The 24,148-nt window shown below is 41.4% G+C and carries 23 protein-coding genes and 1 tRNA gene; 6 read left to right on the forward strand and 18 right to left on the reverse strand.

Annotated features, from left to right (window positions below; translation table 11 throughout):
• Window positions 1-5: 5 nt before the first annotated feature.
• The gene (locus BDD43_RS14335; RefSeq protein ID WP_121198324.1) at window positions 6-860 is read right to left on the reverse strand and encodes an aldo/keto reductase; all 855 of its coding nucleotides are present in this window, start codon (window positions 858-860) and stop codon (window positions 6-8) included.
• 277 nt (window positions 861-1,137) lie between these two features.
• Between BDD43_RS14335 and BDD43_RS14340 the strand changes: the two genes are divergently transcribed.
• Entirely contained in the window at window positions 1,138-1,497 is a 360-nt protein-coding gene (locus BDD43_RS14340) for a glycine zipper domain-containing protein (RefSeq protein WP_121198325.1), read from the forward strand.
• A 175-nt stretch (window positions 1,498-1,672) separates the two neighbouring features.
• Window positions 1,673-2,923: an ABC transporter permease gene (locus BDD43_RS14345; protein ID WP_121198326.1), complete on the forward strand. Its 1,251-nt coding sequence runs from the start codon at window positions 1,673-1,675 to the stop codon at window positions 2,921-2,923.
• Window positions 2,924-2,932: 9 nt separating this feature from the next.
• On the opposite strand, the gene dinB is transcribed toward BDD43_RS14345, so the two are convergent.
• The 3 genes from dinB to BDD43_RS14360 form a co-directional block, all read right to left on the reverse strand.
• On the reverse strand, window positions 2,933-4,039 hold the full coding sequence (dinB, locus tag BDD43_RS14350) for a DNA polymerase IV (protein WP_121198327.1): 1,107 nt from the start codon (window positions 4,037-4,039) through the stop codon (window positions 2,933-2,935).
• Between the two features lie 398 nt (window positions 4,040-4,437).
• The gene (locus BDD43_RS14355) at window positions 4,438-5,418 is read right to left on the reverse strand and encodes an aldo/keto reductase (protein ID WP_121198328.1); all 981 of its coding nucleotides are present in this window, start codon (window positions 5,416-5,418) and stop codon (window positions 4,438-4,440) included.
• Between the two features lie 29 nt (window positions 5,419-5,447).
• Entirely contained in the window at window positions 5,448-6,206 is a 759-nt protein-coding gene (locus tag BDD43_RS14360) for an SGNH/GDSL hydrolase family protein (RefSeq protein ID WP_121198329.1), read from the reverse strand.
• Between the two features lie 85 nt (window positions 6,207-6,291).
• Between BDD43_RS14360 and BDD43_RS14365 the strand changes: the two genes are divergently transcribed.
• The gene (locus BDD43_RS14365; protein ID WP_121198330.1) at window positions 6,292-7,326 is read left to right on the forward strand and encodes a quinone-dependent dihydroorotate dehydrogenase; all 1,035 of its coding nucleotides are present in this window, start codon (window positions 6,292-6,294) and stop codon (window positions 7,324-7,326) included.
• 36 nt (window positions 7,327-7,362) lie between these two features.
• On the opposite strand, the gene BDD43_RS14370 is transcribed toward BDD43_RS14365, so the two are convergent.
• The 3 genes from BDD43_RS14370 to BDD43_RS14380 all read right to left on the reverse strand — a co-directional run bounded on the left by BDD43_RS14370 (window position 7,363) and on the right by BDD43_RS14380 (window position 8,456).
• Window positions 7,363-7,542 carry a spore protein gene (locus BDD43_RS14370; protein WP_121198331.1) on the reverse strand — a complete coding sequence of 60 codons (180 nt, stop codon included), beginning with the start codon at window positions 7,540-7,542 and terminating at the stop codon, window positions 7,363-7,365.
• Window positions 7,543-7,573: 31 nt separating this feature from the next.
• A tRNA-Cys gene (locus BDD43_RS14375) sits at window positions 7,574-7,644 on the reverse strand.
• 50 nt (window positions 7,645-7,694) lie between these two features.
• Window positions 7,695-8,456 carry a TrmH family RNA methyltransferase gene (locus tag BDD43_RS14380; protein WP_121198332.1) on the reverse strand — a complete coding sequence of 254 codons (762 nt, stop codon included), beginning with the start codon at window positions 8,454-8,456 and terminating at the stop codon, window positions 7,695-7,697.
• Here BDD43_RS14380 and tamL point away from each other — a divergent pair.
• On the forward strand, window positions 8,447-10,822 hold the full coding sequence (tamL, locus tag BDD43_RS14385) for a translocation and assembly module lipoprotein TamL (RefSeq protein WP_121198333.1): 2,376 nt from the start codon (window positions 8,447-8,449) through the stop codon (window positions 10,820-10,822). The two genes, BDD43_RS14380 and tamL, sit on opposite strands and share 10 nt — an antisense overlap.
• Before the next feature lie 35 nt (window positions 10,823-10,857).
• Here tamL and BDD43_RS14390 read toward each other — a convergent pair whose 3' ends face one another.
• From BDD43_RS14390 to BDD43_RS14415, 6 genes are all read right to left on the reverse strand, one after another.
• A complete protein-coding gene (locus BDD43_RS14390; RefSeq protein WP_121198334.1) occupies window positions 10,858-11,415 on the reverse strand; it encodes a hypothetical protein in 558 nt (185 codons plus the stop codon).
• Window positions 11,412-13,724, reverse strand: a complete 2,313-nt coding sequence (locus BDD43_RS14395; protein WP_121198335.1) for a patatin-like phospholipase family protein — start codon at window positions 13,722-13,724, stop codon at window positions 11,412-11,414. The genes BDD43_RS14390 and BDD43_RS14395 overlap by 4 nt, the downstream gene beginning before the upstream one ends.
• A gap of 54 nt (window positions 13,725-13,778) precedes the next feature.
• Window positions 13,779-14,270 (reverse strand): TspO/MBR family protein, encoded by a 492-nt coding sequence (locus tag BDD43_RS14400; protein WP_121198336.1) that lies wholly within the window; start codon window positions 14,268-14,270, stop codon window positions 13,779-13,781.
• Between the two features lie 71 nt (window positions 14,271-14,341).
• On the reverse strand, window positions 14,342-15,157 hold the full coding sequence (gene proC, locus BDD43_RS14405) for a pyrroline-5-carboxylate reductase (protein ID WP_121198337.1): 816 nt from the start codon (window positions 15,155-15,157) through the stop codon (window positions 14,342-14,344).
• Entirely contained in the window at window positions 15,154-15,948 is a 795-nt protein-coding gene (gene argB, locus BDD43_RS14410) for an acetylglutamate kinase (protein WP_121198338.1), read from the reverse strand. Before argB ends, proC begins: the two co-directional genes overlap by 4 nt.
• 75 nt (window positions 15,949-16,023) lie before the next feature.
• On the reverse strand, window positions 16,024-16,986 hold the full coding sequence (locus BDD43_RS14415) for an alpha/beta fold hydrolase (protein ID WP_121198339.1): 963 nt from the start codon (window positions 16,984-16,986) through the stop codon (window positions 16,024-16,026).
• 185 nt (window positions 16,987-17,171) lie between these two features.
• Here BDD43_RS14415 and BDD43_RS14420 point away from each other — a divergent pair, with 185 nt between their 5' ends.
• On the forward strand, window positions 17,172-18,461 hold the full coding sequence (locus BDD43_RS14420; protein ID WP_121198340.1) for an NAD(P)/FAD-dependent oxidoreductase: 1,290 nt from the start codon (window positions 17,172-17,174) through the stop codon (window positions 18,459-18,461).
• Between the two features lie 102 nt (window positions 18,462-18,563).
• Here BDD43_RS14420 and BDD43_RS14425 read toward each other — a convergent pair whose 3' ends face one another.
• Together BDD43_RS14425 and BDD43_RS14430 are read right to left on the reverse strand one after the other, a co-directional pair.
• Window positions 18,564-19,208 carry an NAD(P)-dependent oxidoreductase gene (locus BDD43_RS14425; protein ID WP_121198341.1) on the reverse strand — a complete coding sequence of 215 codons (645 nt, stop codon included), beginning with the start codon at window positions 19,206-19,208 and terminating at the stop codon, window positions 18,564-18,566.
• A 52-nt stretch (window positions 19,209-19,260) separates the two neighbouring features.
• On the reverse strand, window positions 19,261-19,671 hold the full coding sequence (locus BDD43_RS14430) for an RrF2 family transcriptional regulator (RefSeq protein ID WP_121198342.1): 411 nt from the start codon (window positions 19,669-19,671) through the stop codon (window positions 19,261-19,263).
• A 142-nt stretch (window positions 19,672-19,813) separates the two neighbouring features.
• Between BDD43_RS14430 and BDD43_RS14435 the strand changes: the two genes are divergently transcribed.
• Window positions 19,814-20,788, forward strand: coding sequence for a DNA topoisomerase subunit B (locus BDD43_RS14435; protein WP_121198343.1), 975 nt, complete (start codon window positions 19,814-19,816; stop codon window positions 20,786-20,788).
• 393 nt (window positions 20,789-21,181) lie between these two features.
• Here BDD43_RS14435 and BDD43_RS14445 read toward each other — a convergent pair whose 3' ends face one another.
• The 3 genes from BDD43_RS14445 to BDD43_RS14455 form a co-directional block, all read right to left on the reverse strand.
• On the reverse strand, window positions 21,182-21,784 hold the full coding sequence (locus tag BDD43_RS14445; RefSeq protein ID WP_121198344.1) for an FMN-binding negative transcriptional regulator: 603 nt from the start codon (window positions 21,782-21,784) through the stop codon (window positions 21,182-21,184).
• A gap of 8 nt (window positions 21,785-21,792) precedes the next feature.
• Window positions 21,793-22,743, reverse strand: a complete 951-nt coding sequence (locus BDD43_RS14450) for a Rossmann-fold NAD(P)-binding domain-containing protein (protein WP_121198345.1) — start codon at window positions 22,741-22,743, stop codon at window positions 21,793-21,795.
• Window positions 22,744-22,847: 104 nt separating this feature from the next.
• Window positions 22,848-23,999: an aspartate aminotransferase family protein gene (locus tag BDD43_RS14455; protein WP_121198346.1), complete on the reverse strand. Its 1,152-nt coding sequence runs from the start codon at window positions 23,997-23,999 to the stop codon at window positions 22,848-22,850.
• Window positions 24,000-24,148 lie beyond the last annotated feature (149 nt).

A 24,148-nucleotide genomic window follows, 5' to 3' on the forward strand; every position in this document is an offset into this window, starting at 1 on the left:
GTAAATTATCCTGCTATTTTATCCAGCTCATCTAAATCTGTAACCGAAAGTATAAGCTCGCCAGCCTTCATATTGTCTTCCAAATGGGCTACGCTTGATGTGCCCGGTATCAGCAAAATATTTGGTGCGTGTTGTAAAAGCCAGTTTAATGCTACCTGGTGAGTGGTGGCATTATGCCTGTCGGCAACTTTTTGTATGGCCTCAAGGCCTTTAACATTACCTGCATTTAGCGGGAACCAGGGTATAAAGGCTATATCGTTATCTTTACAATACTGCAACTCGGTTTCCCATTTGCGGTTATCAACGCTATACATGTTTTGTACCGATACCACTTTAAAAAACTCCTGGGCCAGCTTAATATCGGCAATGTGCACTTCGGATAGGCCAATATGCTTAATTTTACCTTCTTCCTGTGCTTTTTGCAAAAAGGCAAAAGTTTCCTCCGCCGGTACTTCGGGGTCTATCCTATGAAGCTGATAGAGGTCTATCCGTTCAACGTTAAGGCGTTTTAAACTACCTTCTAAAGCTTCTTTTAAATGTTCGGGTTTGCCGTTAATGGGCCATTCGTTGGGGCCGGTACGTTCTAAACCGCCTTTTGTGGCAATAACAAGGCCTGGTGTATAAGGTTGCAAAGCTTCGGCAATCAATTCTTCCGAAATATATGGGCCATAGCTATCGGCAGTATCAATAAAGTTTACGCCAAGTTCAACGGCACGTTTTAATACGCGTATTGCTTCGGCCTTGTCTTTGGGTGGCCCCCATATGCCTTCGCCAGTAATGCGCATGGCACCGTAACCCAATCGGTTAACTATAAGGTCGTTACCGATGGCGAATGTTTTTTTGAAAGTTGTAGTACTCATATTAAAATGAATTATTTTGCTTGTTTAACATTAAAGATTGGCAAATTGTTCGTCATTAACATGTATAAAATGTCATTTTGGTTTATCTGTTCATATCAATACAATTGAACTATTTTATATACACTATAGGTTATCGGTATTTAATTTTGAGTTAATTTTAAATGCTTATACCTATACTTTAGCCTTATCACACCGTGTTTTAATACATGGCAGGTGTTTTGCATAGGTATGTATACCGGCAGTTTAATGGCCGGTATATAATAAACTTATAGCAATTATGAAAAAGTACATCACATCAATAGCTCTATCGCTTTCGTTTTTGATAGCGGGTAGCACCCTTGTAAATGCACAAACTACAACACACCGTAAAATGAGCAACCGTGCAAAAGGTGCCATTATTGGAGGTGCAGGGGGTGCCGTAGTTGGCGGCTTAATAGGCCACAATGTAGGCGGCGCATTAATTGGTGCCGGGTTAGGTGCTGGTGGCGGTTATGTTATTGGCGATGCCAAAGACCGCTCTAACCTACGTAAAAGGCAAGCATATAGGCGTGCTCATCCCCGCCGTACTACCCGTGTTGTGTATGTTAAGCCGCGTTCAACCACTACAACTACTGTTACTAAAACAACTCATTATTAAAAATAACTTTATAAAAATAAAGAGAGCCTTTCCGATAATAGGAGAGGCTTTTTTTATGACCTTTTTTTGCGCTGTGAGGCCTATCCGCTCTCAATCGAAAATTAATTTTACCTGTTTAATAAATATTTTGTATTTGCTGTAACTCAATTGAATATCTGTTGTCTAAATTGGTAGTATGATATTCTTAAAGCTACTTCGCGAAAGTTTTCTTTTTGCCTTTGATGCGCTCAGGCAAAACAAATTGCGTACAGTATTATCGTTACTGGGCATTACCATTGGTATATTTACCATTATCACAGTTTTTTCGGCTGTTGATACGCTGCGCGATAACTTGCAGGCCAGCGTTAACAAGCTTGGTAGCAATAGTATATTTGTACAAAAGTGGCCCTGGTCGTTTGGGAACGATTATCCGTGGTGGAAATATATACAGCGCCCTGTACCCAAACTACGTGACTATAACGAATTACAAAAACGGGTGCAAACGGCACAAGGTATATCATACGAGATAACCCTAAGCAGCCGTACACTTAAATACATGAGTAATGTTGTTGATAATGTGGATGTAAACGTGGTATCGGCAGATTTTGATAAAACCTGGTCGCATGATTACCAGGATGGCCGCTACTTTACTGATGTGGAATCACGAACCGGCGCCCCGGTTGCATTAGTAGGGCACGATGTTGCCGAAGGTCTGTTTAACGATGTTGACGTTGCAATAGGTAAGCAAATTAAAGTTTTGGGCCGCTCGGTTACCATAGTTGGTGTGTACGCTAAAGAGGGTGAAGACATGCTTGGCGTATCGCCGGATAAACAAATAACTATCCCCATCAACTTTGCGCGGAATATAATAGATGTGCAAAATGAAAAATATAACCCACAAGTTACTGTACGTGGTAAAGAGGGTATAGCCAGCGCGGAAGTTGAAAGTGAATTGATGGGTGTAATGCGCTCGATACGCAGACTGAGCCCCGGCACCGATGATAATTTTGCACTCAATAAATCAACCATTTTATCAAATCAGTTAGATTCGTTATTTACCATTGTTAACTGGGCAGGTTGGGTAATTGGTATATTTTCGATATTGGTTGGTGGCTTTGGTATAGCCAACATTATGTTTGTTTCGGTTAAGGAGCGTACTAATATTATCGGTATCCAGATGTCGCTCGGCGCAAAAGGGTATTTTATTATGTTTCAGTTTTTGATAGAAGCTGTATTGCTTTGCCTTATGGGAGGAGCAATAGGTATATTTTTGGTGTACCTGCTTACTTTTGGTATAAAGGCCGTTTTTGATGTTAGAGTAGTACTTTATTTAAACAACATCATTTTAGGGGTTGGCATATCGGTTATTATTGGCATAATTTCGGGCATTGTGCCGGCTTATTTTGCCTCCCGGCTTGACCCGGTGGAAGCTATCCGGACAAATTAATTATTCCTGTTAAAATAATAGCAACTGCCCGGTATCTTTATCGGGCTTTTGCTTTATAGTTACCTCATTAAAATTAGATAACGAAATACCCAGCAACCTCACCCGCTGCCCCTCAGCAAAACTAACAGCCATTAATTGTTTAGCTGTTGCCGATATAATCTCCAAATCGCCCACCGGTGCAGGGAATGATTGATTACGTGTTATCTGTTTAAAATCACTGTATTTAACCTTTAACGTAATTGTTCGGCCCTTTAATTCGTACTTTTCCAGTCGGTTAGCTACAGTAACCGCAATTTTATCCAATTCGGCGTTCATCTCATCCAGTGTAGTTAAATCGTATGCAAAAGTATCTTCGGCACCCATCGATTTTGTTTCGCGGTGGGGTTGTACTTCGCGACTATCAACGCCGCGTACTATTTTGAAATAAAAACGACCCGCCTTGCCAAAATGCCGGTGCATTTCTTCTTCGGATAATTTTTTAAGGTCGGCACCGGTATGTAGGCCCATCTTTTTCATTTTTTGTGCCGTAACCTTACCTACACCAAAAAACTTCTCTACAGGCAACACTTCCATAAAACTTTCAACTCCCGATGGCCCAATAAATTTCAGGCCATCGGGCTTATTCATGTCTGATGCTATTTTTGCTACAAATTTATTGATGGATACACCGGCTGAGGCTGTTAAGTTCAGTTCGTTTTTTATGGCTTGTTTTATTTGTTGAGCAATTTCAATAGCCGAACCGATATTGAGCTTATCGGTGGTAACATCCAAATACGCTTCGTCCAGCGAAAGCGGTTCTATCAAATCGGTGTAGCGGCTAAATATTTCACGGATGTGTTGCGACACCTCTTTATAGGCCGCAAACCGTGGCCTCACAAATATAGCCTGCGGGCAAAGCTGAAGTGCCTGTTTAGATGGCATTGCCGACCGGACACCAAACTTACGGGCCTCATAACTTGCAGTAGCCACTACGCCGCCTCGCCCTTCGGGCAAACCACCTACTACAATAGGTTTGCCCCGGTAATCAGGATTGTCCCGTTGCTCAACCGAAGCATAAAAGGCATCCATATCAATATGGATAATTTTGCGGTGAGAGGTGTTTAATTGGGTCTCCATGAGCTCTTATACAAATATAAGAAGCTATTGGTAAATGAAGCAGGTCATCGCCAATCCCAGGGATTTTCAAATAGTACGGTTTGGTGTTACAGTTGGGATTAATATACTCAATCCAATGTAGTTTAGTTAAGTGATTTTAAAATGCACCATCGGTGCAAAAGGTCGGTAGTTAAGTAACAATTGCAAATTTGCATGCCGTAGGTATACTACTCAACCAGATTTTGTACCTACGTCACAATTTTTTATTTAATTCGTTTTGCTACCGACCTGTGACCGATGGAGGTCGCCTCTTAACTAAATGTGTTTTCAGCACCGCGAATGTTTACCTTCACGTTTTCCATCTGTGTGCGGTTGTCACTCCCGTAACGGCAATTAATAGGATGCTATTTGTACGTCAATCAATAATGCCCTCTTATTTCATGTTGTATTTCCTCATCATAAAGTTTTCTTAATTCCTGATGTGTTTCGGGAGAAAGGTTTTTCAGATCAGATGCCTCAACATTGGCATAAACCTGCGTTACACGGCTTGCACCGGGAATTACTGTGGTTACTTCCGGATGGTCCAATATCCAGCGGATGGCCCATTGCGGCATGCGGCTATCGGGCAGCATACCTTTTATTTTATTCGCCAGGCGTACTCCTTCTTTAAAATCAATTCCCGAAAATGTTTCACCGGCGTTAAAAGCTTCGCCATTGGCGTTAAAGTTACGATGGTCGTTTAAAGCAAAATGAGTTTTCTCTTCAAACTTGCCCGATAGTAAGCCGCTTGCCAGGGGCACGCGAACAATTATGGCTACATTTTTTTCTTTAGCCTTGGCAAAAACCTCATCAGCAACATGTTGCCTAAATAGGTTGAAAATAATTTGCAGTGATGCCAGGCCTTCCTGTTCTAAACAAATTAAAGCCTCTTCGGAAGTTTCAACACTGGCGCCAAAATGTTTAATTAAGCCTTGTTGTTGCAAAGCACGCAAATGGTTAAACACGGTACCGCTACGCATTTCTTCGGTAGGTATGCAGTGCAATTGCTCTAAAAACAATTGCGGAAGGTCAAGGTTTGTTAGCGAGTCTTCTACGTGGCTTTTAAGCAGGTCGTAAGTATATTTAGGTGGCCATCCGTTAGCATCGCCGCGTCGGCCAAGTTTGGTTGCCACATAAATATCTTTATTTTGGGTTTTTAAAAAGCTGCCTATGGTTTTTTCACTCACGCCCATGCCGTAAACATCGGCAGTATCAATAAAATTACCTCCGTTATCGGTATAGGCCTTTAATATTTTAAACGCGTCTTCCTGGTTAACAGCTCCCCAATCGGCACTTCCTAATTGCCATGTGCCTAAGCCAACTTCGGCAATTTTAACATCCTTAAAATTTCTGTATTCCATTTGTATAATAGCTAAGGCAAATTTGTTAATTATCCCTTTACGGTTTCCAGCCAGGCTTTTGCCATTAAGCCTGCACCTGCAACCGATGGGTGTACGCCATCAATACTCCAGTACGAGGCAGGAGCCAATTTTAAGGCCTCGTCAAAAATAAACTGGTAAGGTATAAAAGTGGCATGGTAAGTATCGGCCATTTCGCGCGCCACTAACCGGTACTCGTTAAATTTAGGGTACCAGCCCGCACCAACTGATTTATAGCCAGCATATGCAAATGGCTCTCCAATAATTAGTTTAACATCGGGCAGGGCTTGTTTGGTGCGTTCAATCAAGGCTTTGTAATCACTACGGTATTTGTCAATGGTACCTTCGGGATAATTACCGTTTAGCTTATGCCAAAAATCGTTTACGCCAACCAGTATACTTAACACATTCGGCTTTAAGTCAAGGCAATCGGCATCCCATCTGGCAGCTAATTGGAATACTTTATTGCCACTGATACCCTTGTTATAAAACTTTAAATTTTTGGCTGGGTACTGCGTTAAAAGGTTAATAGCCGCCGCAAACGGGTAGCTGTTTCCTAAAGCCTGGCTTGTATTTGGCGCCATTTCGGTATGGTTTCTGCCCCAATCGGTTATGGAATCTCCCTGAAACAGAATAACATCATCCTTTTGCAGCGTTATTTTTTTTGCAGATGCAGTAGCTGCCGAAACAACATCCGGCAAGGTTAAACCCGCTATAGTGGCTATTGCCGAGTTTGCGAGAAAAGTGCGACGTGAACTTTTAGATGACATAGGGATGCAATAATTTTTTAACTAAGATACTCGCTTTACGCGAATAGGCAAAAGCTCATTCAGTAAAAACTATTAAATTTGTGCCATGTATAGGCTAATTAAACCCCTGCTGTTCCAATTTTCTCCCGAAAGCGTACACCATTTTGTTGTGGGTGCTTTAAAGCGTTTTAACCGCTTGCCGGGCGGCGCAGCCCTAAGTAAAACAATATGGGGGTTTGACGACGCTAAATTACGCCGAACCGTTTTTGGCCTGGAATTTAAAAACCCTGTTGGGCTTGCGGCAGGATTTGATAAAAACGCCGAGATGATGGCCGAAATGGGTAATTTGGGTTTTGGCTTTGTTGAAATTGGCACCGTTACCCCCTTGCCGCAACCGGGCAACCCGCAGCCGCGCATGTTTCGCTTGCCAGGAGATGGCGCATTAATAAACCGCATGGGCTTTAATAACCAAGGTGTTGATGTTGCCGCCGAGCGAATAAAAGCTTACCGTAACTCGCGGTATAACCAAAGTAACCTTATTATTGGTGGTAACATTGGTAAAAATAAAGATACCCCTAACGAGGATGCCGTTAGCGATTATGTAAAATGTTTTGACAAACTATTTAACGTGGTTGATTATTTTGTAGTGAACGTAAGTTCGCCCAATACGCCTAATTTACGTGCCTTGCAAGATAAGGAGCCACTAAAGCATATTTTAAACACTTTACAGCAACGTAATTTAAAAAACGGTTTAAGCCGGCCTATCCTATTAAAAATAGCACCCGATTTGACAAACGAACAATTAGACGATATTGTTGAAATAGTACAGGAAACAAAAATTGCAGGTGTAATAGCTACCAATACCACCATCAGTCGCGAGGGATTAACTAATGCCAATAAAAGCGAAGCTGGCGGTTTAAGCGGCAAACCGTTAACGCAACGATCAACAGAAGTGATACGTTATTTAACCTCAAAATCAAACCGTGCGTTTCCAATTATTGGGGTAGGAGGGATACACTCGCCCCAGGATGCTTTGGATAAACTGGAAGCTGGCGCGGCACTGGTGCAGCTATACACAGGTTTTATTTACGAAGGGCCGGAGTTAATTACCCGTATCAATAAAAAAATCCTGTCGGTATAAACCAACAGGATTTTGCAGAACCTAAAAAGGCTTTAATTATTTTGCTTCCGAAGAAAGCTTATTTAAAATCTCGTTGTTTTTGGAAACCTGGCTTTTTGCAGATTGTTTTGAGCGGCTTCCAATTTCTAAGTTAGTAGCCAATTTTAAATGCTGAACCTCTAAACGAGAAACAGTCTTGTTTTTTCTATCTTTTCTTTTTAAACGTGTAACACCCATTGCTTTATTTTTTTAATGTTTTACTATAACGAGGTCGAGAGCGGATTCGAACCGCTGTAGGAGGTTTTGCAGACCTCAGCCTAGCCACTCGGCCACCCGACCTTTATTTGGACTGCAAAAATAGCAATTATTTGCACCGTTACAATTTTTATTTAAATTGTTTTATTAACATATTGCCCACGGCTTACTTCCGAGCAAAATATAGCGGTTGCAATGGCCACATTTAACGATTCTGCCTTGCCCAATAGCGGTATAGTTACAGGCTGTTGTATTAATGCTGCAATTTCCGGGCGGATGCCGTTACCCTCGTTACCCATAATAATAAGGCCATGGCTTCCAAAATTGGTGTTATAAATGTTTTGGCCATTTAACAAGGCGCCAAAAATAGGCAGTTGGGTGGTTTTAAGTAAATCGTTCAAATCGGTATAATGTACTCGTATCCGCGAAAGCGAACCCATGGTTGCCTGTACAACTTTGGGATTGTAAACGTCTACCGTATCTTCCGAACAAATGATGTTTTTTATGCCAAACCAGTCTGCCGTGCGGATAATAGTACCCAGGTTGCCCGGATCCTGAATGCCATCTAACACTATTGAAAAACCTTGTTGCAGGTTTTGTGTTAGCAAAGCAGGCCATTGCGGAATTTTTATTAGTGCAATTACTTCCTGCGGTGTGGTTAAACTACTAAATTTGGCCAAATCGGTTGCTGATGTTTGTTCGAAATTTATTTTTTGTGATAAATTAGGCAACTTTGGTACAAACGACGGTGTATGGTAAAGGGTTTCAACTTTATAGTCAGAGTAAATAAACTCTGTAATTGATTTAATACCCTCGGCTAAAAAAACACCGTGTGTTTTCCTGATTTTTTTTTGTTGTAAGGATTTTAAAAAACTGATTTGAGACTTTGAAAGCATATACCCGATTAGATTATTACAGCCTTGCAATTTTAAGTATTATTATTCTTTTCTGGGCATCGGGCTGTAGTGTAACGCGCGGCATCCGTAAAGATCAAACCCTGGTACATAAAATAACCATTAAAGGCGTTGATAAACAGTACCAGGAATCGACACTAAATTACGTTGATAAAGAGCAACAGCCTAATAACTGGTTCAATTTACAGTTTTACTACCTTTTTAGCAACCACGGTAAACGCGAACTTGGCGAAGCACCCCGCATATTAGATAGTAACCTGGTAGAGTTTTCGCGACTACAGATAGAGAAGTTTTTGCAAACCAAAGGTTTTGTAACGGCAAAGGTTACCGACGAAATAAAAGTAAAAAACCGCAAAGCCGAACTCATATTTACGGCTAGCAAAGGCCCATTGTTCCGCATACGTAAGTTTCAGGATAGTATTGTGGATGCAAAGGTGCGGAATTTATACCGCAGCCATCGTACCGAATTTAGCCACGTGCAACCAGGCAACCCGTTTGATAAGGATAGTTTGGCCTATGATCGTGATCAGATTTTTCAATTGATGAAACATAACGGGTATTACGATTTTTACCGCCAGTACGTGAGGTACGAATTTGATACCACTTTTAACAGTAGCGTTGCCGATGTTAAAATGATTATTGATAACCCCCCTAAAAAGGCCGAACATACTCAGTTTACCATTAACAACACTTTAGTTGTGATATATAAAAGTAACGGCAAGCCCGGTAAAAACAATACTGCCGATACCTTACAGGTTGATTCGCAATTGCGCTTTGTTGATTATTCGCACAAGTTTAAACCTAAGGCGGTTCAAAATTATATCTTCCAAAAAAAGGGCGAACTGTATGATATCGATCAGCAAAATTTAACTACATCAAGGTTGTCGGAGTTAAATGTGTTTCGCAATGTGCCTAACCCGGCCTACACCAAAACTGCCGACAGTACCAACCGTTTAAACAGCAAAATAGATATTGTACCGTTAAAACACATGACGGATAGGGTTGAGGGTGAGTTTATTTTTAACGGTGGCCGAAACGGTTTTAATGTTGGCAATACCTTTACCGATAGAAACCTGTTTAAAGGGGCCGAAATTTTGCAGGTTAAATTAAACTGGAGCGTACTTTTTGATAACTCAACCGATGCAATTGGCTCAAGCGCAATTCAAAACCAGGATGTTAGGGTGGGGCTCAGTCTCATTTATCCGCGTATTATTTCGCCTTTTAATTTACCTATTCCGGGTAAATATGGCGTGCCGCATACCACCATATCATCAACATATCAGTTGTTTTTCCAAAAGGGCTTAGTTTCCCGAAAAAGCTTCATCAACTCCTTAACATACGATTGGGCCGAAACCAGCCAAAAGTTGCACACCTTAACCCCCATCAATATTGAAATATCCGAGGGGATTATTGATCCCGTGGCACAGGCTCAGTTGTTAGCGCAGGGGCGTTACTCGTATGTTTACCTTATTGGCCGGAAAATATTTACATCGGGTAGCCAGTACACCTATCAGTATAACGCTAACAAGCTGTATTCGGTAAATACATTCGGCTATTTCCGTGGTTCTATCGATGCTGGTGGTAATACGCTTGGCCTGATGAGTAATTTGTTAAATACGCCGAGGGACAGTTCGGGCCAGCGTACCATTTTTGGGCAAACCTATGCGCAATACACCAAACTGGAAACCGACTTTAGGTATTATAAAAACCTTGGTGGCGAACGTGTGCTTATATTCCGGATAAACCCGGGTATTGGTTTGGCTTACGGTAATAGCAGCCAGTTGATATTTGAAAAAAACTTTTATGCCGGTGGTGCAAATGATATAAGGTCCTGGTTGCCGCGTACCCTTGGCCCTGGCCAGTTTAACCGTGCAGTGTATGGCCCCGCAACCGATAGCCTTGCCCAAAGTTTGCGCGACCGCCTAAAATATCTGGATCAGTTTGGCGAGATAAAAATTGTGGGTAATATAGAGTACCGCTTTCCGCTGATAGGCAACTTTTATGGCTCGAAAATGAACGGAGCTGTTTTTACCGATTTTGGTAACGTATGGAGGCTTAAACCCGAAACCGATAGCCCTAACGGCACGTTTAATATTAATAATCTTTACGCTTCAACGGCAATAGGCATTGGCGCAGGGTTACGGTTTGACCTTGGTTTTTTTGTTTTCCGTTTAGATGCGGCACTCAAGTTAAAAGACCCGCAGTTTACCGGCAGCGACCAATGGGTGCTTACCAAACATTATAACGAACTTTTCAGGGCCGGAAGTTTTAAACAAAATTACCTGCTAACCAACGGCGAAAGCTATAACTTTATGCAGCTTAACTTTGGCATCGGGCTTCCGTTTTAACTTAATTGTGTCGATTTTAATTTACGCTACACTTTTCAGGAACTTAGCGGACTAAAAATGTGCTTAATCCCATCAACAACTGTTTCAAAAAAAGTAGATATGCCTAAGCCGCCGCTATGGTTAAAGTATATAAAAATGGCAAATAGCGCAACGGCTATAATTATAAAGCGTTTAAAAACATAAGCTAAAACTGCCAATATAACGGGTATGCCAAATAGCACCATCCAGCTAATGTGGATAGGTATCATTTTCGAATCAGATTTATAAACGTAAAACAGGGTTGAGTGGGTGCCGGTATCGTTTTCGTGCTTGAGGTAAATAAAGCTCGATTTTGTTAATTTATGATGGTAAAAGGCCGTGCCGTTTTCAAACTTTAACAATTCCTGAAAGCCATTTATGCTAAACAAAAAATCGCCGCTTACAGCTTCCTGTATCACACCTGCGGTATCAACAGCAACTACGGCAATCTCGTTTTTACCGAACGGATTATCTTTTACAACAAACTGTTTAATAGCTATTTTATCAGCATAAGCGATGTTAGCGCTTGTTATCAATATAACTACACACAATAGTGCTTTTAAAATTTTGCTCATTCTAAGGCTCGTTTATTGAAAATTAAAAATCCGGCATGAAACATTACGCCATACCTTTTTTGTTCGTCGTCGTAATAATTAAAGTTAAGGCTTATAGGGCCCAAAAAAGTTTGGTAAACAAGCCCTGTGCTTGCTGCAACTTTATATACTCCAAGTATATTGGTATAACTTGCATCTTGCAAATTATCGCGCTTAATGCCGTGCAACGGTACAAATAAATAGCCTTCGCTGCGCCATTCCAGGTTTTTTTCAATGGTTACCACGCTTTTTAAGCCGCCTGCGCCATAACTCGGTGCTCTAAAGTTAGTTAAAATTAGGGTATGCGAATCTTGCAAAGGGTAAAATGCAGGCGAACTCAAAATGGATTCTTCATAAGTGCGGAATAGCGGCTTATTGCTCACCACCCCTTCAAATAAATAACCCAGGCTAAGGTGCTTTTTTGCATAAAAATAGTTTTCCTGGCTTATTTTGGCCGTAAACCATTGCCTTACGGTATTAAACTTGGCTATAGGTACATAGCCCGTTTTGCCTACTAAAATATTACCGTTTTGGTAATATTCGCGTCCGTTAAAATATTGCAAGCCAAGGTAGTAATGATTGCCCTTGCTTGCATACTGCTTACGGTTAAGCGAGTTTTTTTCTACCGATATGGATGCTTTAAAGGCGCTAAAACGGCTCACATCCAATGTGTCGCCACTTTGATAGGTATTGTTAGGGCTGTATTCATCGCCGGTGTTAATGTAGCCGCCCTGTATTTCCAGTTTGCTGTTGTTGGCTACAGGTATGCCGGCTTTAAGCATTACTTTTCTATCCGACTGCGATATATATAAAGGGTTTGTGCGTTCAACGGATATTTGGTTATCGTTAAAATAGTTCCAGTAGTTGTAGGTAAACTCCCCTTCGAGGTAAAAAGGTAGCCGGGTGGGGAAATCAGACCGTAAGGTTGCCTGTACCGATTCGTAAAACCTGCCCGAATATAAATTTAAAGCCGTTGTGAACGAGTTTCGGTTCACATAATCGTACTGTAGGCCAAGGTAAGCGGTACTTATTGGCCTGCTTGATACCATACCGCCAATATCGGCCTTGAAGTTTTTGCTCGATTTTACATCGATGGCGAAATCGTACGAGTTATCTTCGGCATGGTAAACAATACGTGGGTAAATGGTTTCAAAATTATCATTGGTAACCAGCCGGTAGTAACCTTCTTTAATATCATTCAAACTAACCGGTTGGTTTTCGTCTTTATGGAAAATACGTTCGATGTACCGTTTTTGCTGATAGTTTACGCCCGTAACAATAATGTTTTTAAACATTATTGGGCTTTCGGTTTGATGAAATTCCGTGCGCCTTTTTTCCAATTCTGCGGTGTCTGTGCGGCGGGTAACATGTGCTTTTATGCGGGGCATATCGGCAATGGTGGCATCGTATCCGGCTTTAATCATTTGTGCTACAGGCGAAAAATTAGTAGTGCTGTACTCGTGCAGGTCGGGCTGAATATAAATGCCGTTTTTGCCAATACTTGTACTGTCGGATTTTGAAAGGAACATGTAGAGTAATGATCTGCCCATCAGTTTTTCATCATCCTTGGGGTAGTCGGTAAACGTTTTTGACGATACATTGGCGCCGATGATATAATCGGGCTTAAAATCCTGCTTCATTACATCTACCGGGAAGTTATTGTATAGTCCTCCGTCAAACACATATCGCCCGTCAACTTTAATGGGCCTGTAAACTAACGGAACGGTAATGGTGCCGCGTATAGCTTCGGCAAGGCTACCGTGGTCAACATCAATTGCTTTTTGCGAAAACACGTCGGCAACAATGCATCTAAAAGGCACAAATAGTTTATTAAAATCGTTATGGGCATTTACTGTGGCTTGGGTATAAAGCTCAATTAATGCAAAATTTAAAGGTATATCACCAACAATGGTAGACCGGAATTTGGCCTGAAACCCGGTGTCAATCTGTAGTTTTAAGGTAAACGACGAAGGGCTTTCGGATTTTTTTTGAAAAAAATACCTGTACTTGCTATCATATTTGCCACTCACCCAATCCTGAAAATTACTACCAAGCGCAATCTTCTCTATTTGAGCAGGTGAATAACCGGCGGCATACATGGCGCCCACCACGCCACCCATTGATGTGCCAACAACGTAGTCTACCGGAATATTGTTTTCTTCCAGAGCCTTTAAAACGCCAATGTGGGCAAGCCCTTTGGCGCCGCCACCACTAAAAACAACTCCAACCTTTTGGGCGGAGGCATTAAAATAAGTTAACAATAGTAAAAGCGCAAGCCGTAGTTGTTTCATTAACCGTTAATGTATGCGGTACACGCAAACCATGCAATGAAAATACGGCTTTTATTACTTGTTTAGTATGTAAATAGCAAAGTTTAATATGCTGGCAAAGCTTACCCACAACAAATAAGGAACCAACAACCAGGCGGCTACTTTGCTTATTTTACCAAAATAAACAATATTGAAAACAATACTGATTAAAAGCAAGGCAATAATTAGCAAAGCTCCCAGTATTTGGTGCATTCCAAAAAACACTATCGACCATGAAAAATTAAACAGTAATTGCCGCAAATAAATGTTGCGTGCCTTTATATAGTTAATGTTACCGTCTCGTTTTTGCCATACCAGGAATGCGGCAATAGCCATCATGATATAAAGCAATGTCCATACCGGGCCAAACAACCAGTTTGGTGGATTAAACGCTGGTTTATTTAAATAAACATACCAGGTTGAAATTTGTGGAATTGTGAAAAAGCTGGCCACCCCGCCAATACTTAACGTTATTAATAAGCTAACTAACAACGCCCAATAGCCGAAACCTGATTGTTTTGTATTCATAATAATTTGGCAGTTATGGTTTTGTGTTGTTTGTTAAATTAATTGGAGATAAAGCTTTAAGCGGACTCAACTCAATCTTTTTTATACAATACAGCCGCAATATCTGCCGACATTTTAATACCCTTTATCATGGCCGAACTAAAACCATTATGCTCCATTTCGTTAAGTCCGGCAATGGTGCAGCCTTTAGGCGATGTAACCTTATCAATTTCCGATTCGGGGTGCGATGCCAGTTGCAACAGTAAATCGGCAGCGCCTTTGGCTGTTTGTGCCGCCATTTTAAGCGCATCCGGCGCGTGAAACCCAATTTCGGTACCGCCCTGCGATGCTGCACGTATCGAACGCAAAAAGAACGCGATACCGCAGGCGCATAACGCCGTTGCTGATGTCATGAGTTCTTCGTTTATAGGTATAGTAACGCCAACAGTATCAAACAATTCTTTCACCAGCGCAATGCTGCTCTTATCGGCATTATCGCTGCCAATGCAAGTCATGGATTGGCCAATGGCAATTGCAGTGTTGGGCATGGCGCGCACTACGGGTACATCAATATCAAGGTACTGGCGTATATCGGCACAGCTAACGCCCGATACAACAGATATCAGCAAATGCTTTTTAGGTTTAATACCTTCCTTTATTTCGTCAAGCAGTTTGTTAAGTTGCTGGGGCAGTATTGCCAAAACCACAATATGGGCCTTGCTGGTGGCTTTTTCGTTATCATCGGTTATTTTATAACCTTCTTCGGCAAGGTAGGCTAACGGAGCCACGTTGCGGCGCGTAAGCGTAATTTGGTGTGGCTGATAAATGCCCGCTTTTACTAAACCCTTAGCCAGTGCTAAACCAATATTTCCGCTTCCTAAAATAGCGATGTTTTTTTGTGTGCTCATATCCTGGTACTTAACCTTGTTCCGAATGAATGGTTTTGTTTGAGCAGGCCTAATTCATCGGCCTTGCCAATAATAACGGCTTTTACGCCACAAGCTATCGCCGTAAAGGCATTATCAAGCTTGGGCAGCATGCCGCCATTTATAATTTGTTTTTCTTTAAGTTCTTCATAACGCTCCGGGTCAATTTCCCGTATCAGCGAATCTTCGTCGTCAATATCCTGTAAAACACCCTTTTTTTCAAAGCAATAAATAAGGGTAGTTTGGTAAGTTTTAGCCAGTGCCACTGCCAAAGCCGAAGCGATAGTATCGGCATTGGTGTTAAGCAATTGCCCCGCACCATCGTGCGTTAAAGCCGAAAATACAGGTACAAAACCGGCATCAAGCAAATTTTTTAAGTTGCCGGGGTTAATTGAGTTATCGTCAATATCGCCAACAAAGCCGTAATCAATTGTTTTTACCGGCCTTTTTTTTGCTAAAATAAAATTTCCGTCGGCCCCGGTTAAACCAATTGCATTGCAATTAACCGCCTGCAAAGCGGCTACAATATTTTTATTAATTAACCCCGCGTAAACCATGGTTACAACGCGTAAAGTTTCAATATCGGTAATGCGGCGGCCATCTACCAATTTCGATTCGATACCCAGCGTTGTTGCCAATTGCGTAGCCACCTTACCGCCGCCGTGTACCAATATTTTATAACCATCCAGAGCCGCAAAATCTTTTAAAAAACGATGCAAATTCTCCGAGTTATCAATTACGTTACCACCTATTTTAATAATATGTAAGTTCATAAAGCCTTAACTTCCCAAAAAAGGAAAAATTTATCACTATAATGTGCAAATATAGCGAGTTAAGCGGCAATAGGCCTACTTACTTAAAAATTGATTAATTACGGCAAATTCTTTTTCGGGCTCCTCAACCTGTGGGTTATGGCCCGATTTTTCGAACATCACAAAGGTTGCCTGCGGGCAATACTCTTTAAACTTAACCATCATCCAGGGTACGGCAACCCTGTCATACCGGCCACCAATTATCAATATCGGCATTTTAAGAGTTTTCAGCTGTTTGCGATAATCAAAATTCCCAATATCGCTGCCTACAATAAAATCGCCGTCTTTACCTACCATTTGGTAATATAGCTTGGTATTGTTTGGGTTAGGGTAAGGTTTATAATTGCTGCCACCCTCAAACCGGGCCGGATTGTAGGCATACAAAAAACCATAAGGCACGCGCCCGTAAATATCCTGATGCCGCTCGTCGCTTGATACTGCTCCTTGTTCGCGTATCTGCATCAGTTCGCTCCACACCTCAGGGTAGTTTGTTTTAATTTCGTGGTTGGAGTTATCGTCGTTTTCTTGCCACATAATAAAGCTGTGAAAAGTGTCGGCTAAAATTACGTGGCTTAAATGTTGAGGGTACTTTAACGCATAGCCCTGTGCAACAACGCCACCATACGAGTGTCCCAAAACTGTAACCTGCTCAAATTTTAAAGCTTTGCGCAGGCCCTCAATATCGTCAATATCGCGCTCCAGTGTGTATTCGCTTACGTTTTTTGCCGTGTCAGATTTTCCCCTGCCAAAGGCGTCAAAGTAAATTAACTGGTGGTGGTTATCTGCAAGTGGGTCAAAGCTGCGTAGGCCCAAGTGCGTGCCGCCGGGTCCGCCGGCAATAAAAATAATAGGGTCGCCCTGGCCAACTGTTACCACCCAAAGTTTTGCGCCGTTAACGGTTATGTATTTGCCGTCGGTCCAGCTATCAACCTTTTTAATTTGTGCAGTAACATTGCTTGTTATAAAAAAAACGAGAATAAGGTATGCTAATTTTTTCATGCTTTTAATTAAGATACAGCCAAAATAACTAACATTTTGCTATCCTCTTAATATTGTAATATATAGTTGTAAAAAATGTTTTTGTTGATAAATTGTCAACGTTTAGTTAATAAGATTTCAATTTATTGCAAACATAAAAGCAATTGTTACCTTTATTTTAAATGGATGTGTTTTAGTAATATGTTATGCAGTTAAACGAGATCATACAGCATCCGCGGGTGCTTATTATAGGCGGCGGTTTTGGCGGTATTGAGTTAGCCAAAAAGCTGAAAGATAAACCGTTTGAGGTTTTGATGGTTGATAAAAACAATTACCATACCTTCCAGCCCATGCTTTATCAGGTTGCTATGGGCGATATTGAGGCCGATTCGATAGCATTTCCTATCCGTAAAATATTTACCGGGCAAAAAAACTTTACGTTCCGGATGGCAACGGTTGAGCGCATTAACCCGGAAAAGAACACAGTTGATACAAATATTGGCGAAATACCATATGACTATGCAGTAATAGCAACCGGATCGGACACTAATTACTTTGGTAATGATGAGCTTAAAAAGCGCACCATGCCCATGAAAAGTATCCCCGAGGCACTTAACCTGCGCAGCCTGATACTGCAAAACGTAGAAAAAGCACTGGTTACCACAGATGCCGCAGAACGCAATGCCCTGCTTACTTTTGTAGTGGTAGGAGGGGGGCCAACCGGCGTTGAACTATCGGGAGCGCTGGCCGAAATGCGCAATTATGTACTGACCTACGATTATCCCGAACTAAAGAAAGAAGATATGAAGGTTTACCTTGTTGAAGGTAAATCGGAAGTGTTGGCTGTAATGTCGCCCCAGGCTTCGCAAAAAGCTAAAGATTATTTAATTGGCCTTAACATAGAGGTACATAATAGCGTTCACGTTAAAAGTTACGATGGCTGTGCCCTGGTTATTGATGATGGCACAATTATACAAACCCGCAATGTGCTATGGGCTGCCGGCGTAAAAGGCGAGGTTTTGAAAGGCATTCCGGAAGGTGTGATAGTGCGTGGAAACCGCATCCAGACTGATGAGTTTAGCCGTATTAAGGGTTATCTTAATTTGTTTGCTATTGGAGACGTTGCCGCCATAATAACACCCGAAACACCCGAAGGGTACCCTGGCGTAGCCCCGGCAGCAATGCAACAGGGCAAGCAACTAGCCAAAAATTTGATTAAAATAATTAATGGAGAACAGCCCGAGCCATTTAAGTATTTTGATAAGGGCTCACTGGCAACTATAGGTAAAAACTTGGCTGTTGCCGATTTAGGGAAACTGCATTTTCAAGGCTTTTTTGCCTATATGATTTGGGGTGTGGTGCATCTTTTCTCGTTGATTAGTGCCCGTAACCGTATCATCGTATTTATTAACTGGATAGGTAGCTACTTTAGCAATAATAGCGGTTCGAGGTTAATTATCAGAAAATATGATCCCGACGCTATTAAACCTGAATAAAAAAAGGCAATTTCTTTTATAAAACATAACACTTTGGGTTGTGATAGCTTTTTTAAAAGAAATTGCCTCGTTTAATCAGTTACATACAGCCATAAACAATAATTAGTACCCAACAGTAAACCGTTGTTTAATAAATTGCGGCTTTTCTAATTCGTCAATCAAAGCTACAGCGTAATCGTCATACGTAATTTTACTATTACCATAATCATCAAATACAGGGTTATCTTTGCCTAACCTAAATTTACCGGTGCGTGTACCGGGTTCAATAATAATTGCCGGGCTAAAAAATGTCCAATCTAAATCGTTGGCTTTACGAAATACTTCCAGCGAATGGCGTTGCTCGTTAGCAGCCAGTTTATATTCGGGCGGGAAGTTTGGCGAATCAACCAGTTGTAAACCTGGGGCAACCTCAAGGCTGCCTGCACCACCAACGTTAATGATGCGCTTAACGCCAGCTTGCCTCGCAGCATCAATAACCGATTGCGCCACTACGCTAAACACCGGGAAGGTTTCGGGCTTGCTCCAATCAACCCCAAACGAGCTTACTACGGCATCATGTCCTTTTATTATTTGGGCAAGTTGGTCTGTGTTTAACGCATCGCCTTTTACAAACGTTAAGTTGGCGTGTTTAAATTGTAGTTTCTCCGGGTTGCGCGCAATGCCTGTTACCTGGTGGCCGCGGTTTATTGCTTCTTCTAAAATTCGTGAGCCTATGTTTCCGTTGGCTCCAATAATTGCAATTTTCATGTTATTTGTTGTTTAATTGTAATGTATTTTGTTACAGTTATGTATAAAAAAATTATTCAAATTGATTTACAAATTGTTGTAGGGTAGTTGTTTTTAACTGTGCAACCAGGGCACATTCTGCATCGTGGTATAAGTTAGAGAGGTGCTTTTCAATTTGCCTGCCAACCGGGCAGGCCGGGTTTGGCGTGTTTTTAGATTTGCCCAATAATGGCAATTGCTTTAGGGCTTGGTAAACATCCGATAAACAAATATCGCTGGCGGGTTTATTTAGAAAAGTGCCACCGTTTTTACCTTCGCGGCTGCCCACTAAATTGTGCTTCCGCAAATTAATGAGTTCTTTACGTACCAATACCGGGTTAATATTAATGCTCGAAGCTATAAAGTCGGACGTTAATACTTCGCCTTTAGCACTCGCCAAAAGTGTTAATATGTGTACCGATATAGAAAAGCGACTGTTATTCATTACTGTAATATTTATTATTACAGTACAAATGTAATGATGTTTTTTGGAAATGCAATTAAATAAAATTTAAGATGAAAAATTAGGGTTAAACGTTGTTTTCGAGTCGTATTTTACTTATATTGTATAACTATACAAGGGGTTTATGGATCAACGTCAAAAGACTTTCGAGCGGTCGGTAAGGGAGCGCCCGCACATGTATCTGGGTAATGATGGTGTCATAGGTCTTTTTGCAGGACTTATTACCGATTACATTGAACTCTATAATACCAGCAATATTTTTTTTACGATTACGATCCTCGGAGCTAATATCTTTTCTTTTAATATCCAGCTTAAAGAACGCCTTGTTATGCCTAAAGAAACTTCCAGAGTATCTGCCAATGCCATTTTTTTTGTTCAGGTATTAAAAGTGATCTCAAAAAAACTCGAGGTCCAAAATGGTGTCATGAATCAGACCGAATTTAATTTTAACTTAGATAGTGATATAAACCTTGATCTAACCGCCGATTATCAAAAATTATGTGAAGAAATTAGCCTGTTGGCGATGTTAAATACCCAGATAGAAATTTTTGTAAAAGATCTTAGGCTAAACTATACGAGTCAAAATTATTATAATTTCCCTCAAGGCATTTTTTATTGGTTTGATCGGCTGAATAATGAAGCTTCAGGCAAACCCCGGTTTAAAGTTACTTTTGAGGGTATGGCGCAAGGCTTTCATTATCGAATAGGACTTGCATATCGTACAGATTGGTATCCCTCACCCGTTATTTTAAGTTTTGCCAATAATATTACTACCACCAGGGGAGGAGACCTGGTTGATGGTGTTTTAAGCGGTTTAATGTCCGCATCTCGACAATTTTTAAAAGATAATGGCTCAACAACATTTAATATAAAGCGCAAAAAACTATATAATGGCTTAATATTGGTTTGTGCGGTTAAAGGTAAGGATCTTACATATAACGGTAGTTTTAAAGAGATTCTTGTAAGTAAAGAGGTTAAGGCACAAGCAAAAGAAATAGTTAAAAAATTAATTACTGATCTCTTTTGGCAAAATAAAGATGTAGCAGAAAGCTTTTTGTTCAGGTTTGACAAGCAACAAATACCGAGCGATATCTACTGAGTACTACCCAAAGCTGCCGTGGGACACCTGCTTAGAGTCTACTATAATCAGGCCTCCGCTCTTTGCGTAACTTCTATAACCGAAGAGACAAAAACATGGTAAATATGGGTATTCTACAACTGCGAACACCAATGAACCAAGGGCTATCTGGCAACCATAGGTGAAAATTTGGCTGTTGCCGATTTAGGGAAACTACATTTTTAAGGCTTTTTTGCCTATATGATTTGGGGCGTGGTGCACCTTTTCTAGCTGATTAGCGCCGGTAACCGTATCATCGTTTTTATTAACTGGGTAGACAGCTACTTTAGCAACAATAGCGGTTCGAGGTTAATTATCAGAAAATATAACCCCACGTAATCAAACCCGAATAAAAAGGCAATTTAAAAGGGCCTGTTAGCCCTTCTTCATGTATTGGGCAATCATCACCTCGTTATTATCGGCGCTCGCTTCAAACTCGGTAATAATGTTTTTGCGCTCAACCTCGCTGCGGTTTTGGCTTAATTTGTTTTTTGCCTGTAAATCTGTTACCTTAATTTCAAAAGCTATAATTCCGTTAAGCATCCTCAATTTAAACTCATCGGGCAAACCGTTCCATTGTGCTAAATAGGCGGTATCATAAAAGGTTATACTTTTCTCCATTAATTGCAGCATTCCCTCAGTATCGGCAATAATTGTAGCCTCGCCATAGGCATGTACGGCAATGTAGTTCCAGGTTGGTACGCTTTGTTCTTTTTGGTAATGTTTAGGCGAAATATAAGCATGTGGCTCGGTGAATATCACCAAAACGGTATTATCCAAACGGTTAGCCTGCGGGTTTGCCTTGGCAAAGTGCGACAAAATGTAAATGTCGCCGTCGCGCTGTTCTATAATAAAAGGAAGATGCGTAGCAACCGGCAAATTATTAGCCGATGTAACAATGCTCCCAAAGCTATATTTTTGCATAAAAGCAACTATCTCGCCTGTATCGTTATTTGCAAAGTGCTTTGGTATGTACATCTTAATTTTTAAGTAAGGCTCTCTAACATTTTCTTTAATACCGCTTGCGCAGCCCACACGCGGTTACCGGCTTCATGCACTACAACTGAGCTTGGCCCGTCCAATATTTCGGCAGACAGCTCCAGATCGCGCCTTACGGGAAGGCAGTGCATTACTTTGGCATTGTTGGTTTCGGTAAGGCTGGCGTTGGTTAACATCCAGTCTTCATAACCGCCTGTAACTTTGCCATAAGGCTCATAAGCCGACCAGTTTTTTACATAAATAAAATCGGCATCAAGTAAAGCCTCCTGTTGGTTATGTGTAATAGTTGCGCCCTGGGTAAAATCGGTACATAACTCATAGCCCGGTGGGTGAGCTATTACAAAATCAACCTCAGCTTTACACATCCATTCGGCAAACGAGTTTGGTACGGCTTGCGGTAATGGTTTAACATGCGGCGCCCAGGTTAATACAACCTTTGGCCAGGGGCGGGTTTTTAATTCGGTAATGGTAACCAAATCGGCAAGGCTTTGCAGCGGGTGCCGCGTTGCCGATTCTAAACTAACCACCGGTATACCGCAGTATTTTACAAACTTGTTAAATATCTCTTCACTATAATCCAACTCCCTGTCTTTTAAACCGGGGAACGATCGCACACCCAATATATCAACATACTGGCCCATAACGCCTGCCGCCTCTCTAATATGCTCAACAGTGGTGCCATTCATCACCACGCCGTCGTTAAGTTCAAGTGCCCAGCCTTCCTTGTCCATATTCATCACCATTACATTCATACCCAAATTCATTGCTGCTTTTTGGGTGCTTAGGCGTGTACGCAAACTTGGGTTTAAAAATATAAGCCCCAATGTGCGGTTTTTGCCCAAATGCTGATGCGCATACGGGTTTTGCTTTAACGCCAAAGCATCGGCAACTAACTGGTTAATGTCGGTAACGTCGTTAACGGAAGAGAATAGTTTCATTGTATGATGTGAATATTAAAAAACCAAACGCCATTGGGCGGTTCAGATATGACAACTTTTAAAGGAGTTGTCATATCTTTATGCGATACGAATGACAATAAATTTTAGTGGCTTGCCACCGTGCTTTCCTTCAAAATAGTACTAAAAGCCTCAAGGAATCTATCGGCATGAGCCTTACTCAAATTTAAAGCAGGCAACAAGCGGATAACATTTGGTTTGGCTTCGCCTGTAAAAATGTGATGTTTAAATAATAGCTCTTTTTTAACGTGCGCCAATTCGTTGGGCAATTCAATGCCTATCATTAAACCACGGCCACGCACTTCTTTTACTTCGGTAAACTGTTTTAACTCGTTTATTAAGTAGCCGCCAACCTCGGCAGCATTTTCCATTAGCTTATCTTGCTCAATTACTTCTAACACTGCAAGCGCGGCGGCGCAAGCCAAATGGTTGCCGCCAAATGTTGTACCCAGCATAAAATACGCAGGTTTTATTTTTGGAGCGATAGAAATGGCACCAATAGGGAAGCCATTGCCCATACCCTTGGCCATGCTATAAATATCGGCATTAACGCCGGCAAAATCGTGCGAGTAAAATTTTCCGGTACGGCCATATCCGCATTGTACGCTATCGGCAATAAATACGGTGTTGTTTTGGTTGCACAGGGTGCGTATCTTTTGCAAAAAGCTGTCGGTAGCTACCTGTATACCGCCCACACCTTGTATACCTTCAATTATAACGGCACATATTTCGTCTTTGTGGTTAGCAAAAGCTTGTTCCAAAGCGTCCTCATCGCACCAGGGCAAAAATATAACGTTGTCGGTTTCGTTTATTGGGGCAACAATTTTTGGGTTATCGGTAACGGCAACCGCTAACGAAGTACGCCCGTGAAATGCTTTGCGGAAAGCAATTACCTTTTTTCTACCGTTATAAAACGACGCAAGTTTTAAAGCATTCTCGTTAGCCTCGGCACCCGAGTTTATTAAAAATAGCTGGTAATCTTCCTTGCCCGATACATGGCCCAATTTAGTAGCCAGTTCCTGCTGTAAAGGTATTTCGATAGAGTTTGAATAAAACCCAAGTTTATGCAACTGGCTTTCCAATCGTTCCACATAATGCGGGTGCGTATGCCCGATAGAGATAACGGCATGGCCGCCATACAGGTCTAAATACTCAGTGCCGTTGTTGTCATAAACAAGGCTCCCCACACCTTTTACAATATTAATGGGGTTAATCGGGTAAACGTCGAATAAATTCATGTTTTCGATGTTGTGTGAACATATTTAAGTCCACGGGTATTTAATTCAATTATTTCTCTTTCGCCGTCATTGCGAGGTACGAAGCAATCTATATGCTATACAAAGCGGCTCCGTAGGTCCGTTTATCATGTGTAGAGATTGCTTCGTAC

Source organism: Mucilaginibacter gracilis, from assembly GCF_003633615.1.
GTDB lineage: Bacteria > Bacteroidota > Bacteroidia > Sphingobacteriales > Sphingobacteriaceae > Mucilaginibacter > Mucilaginibacter gracilis.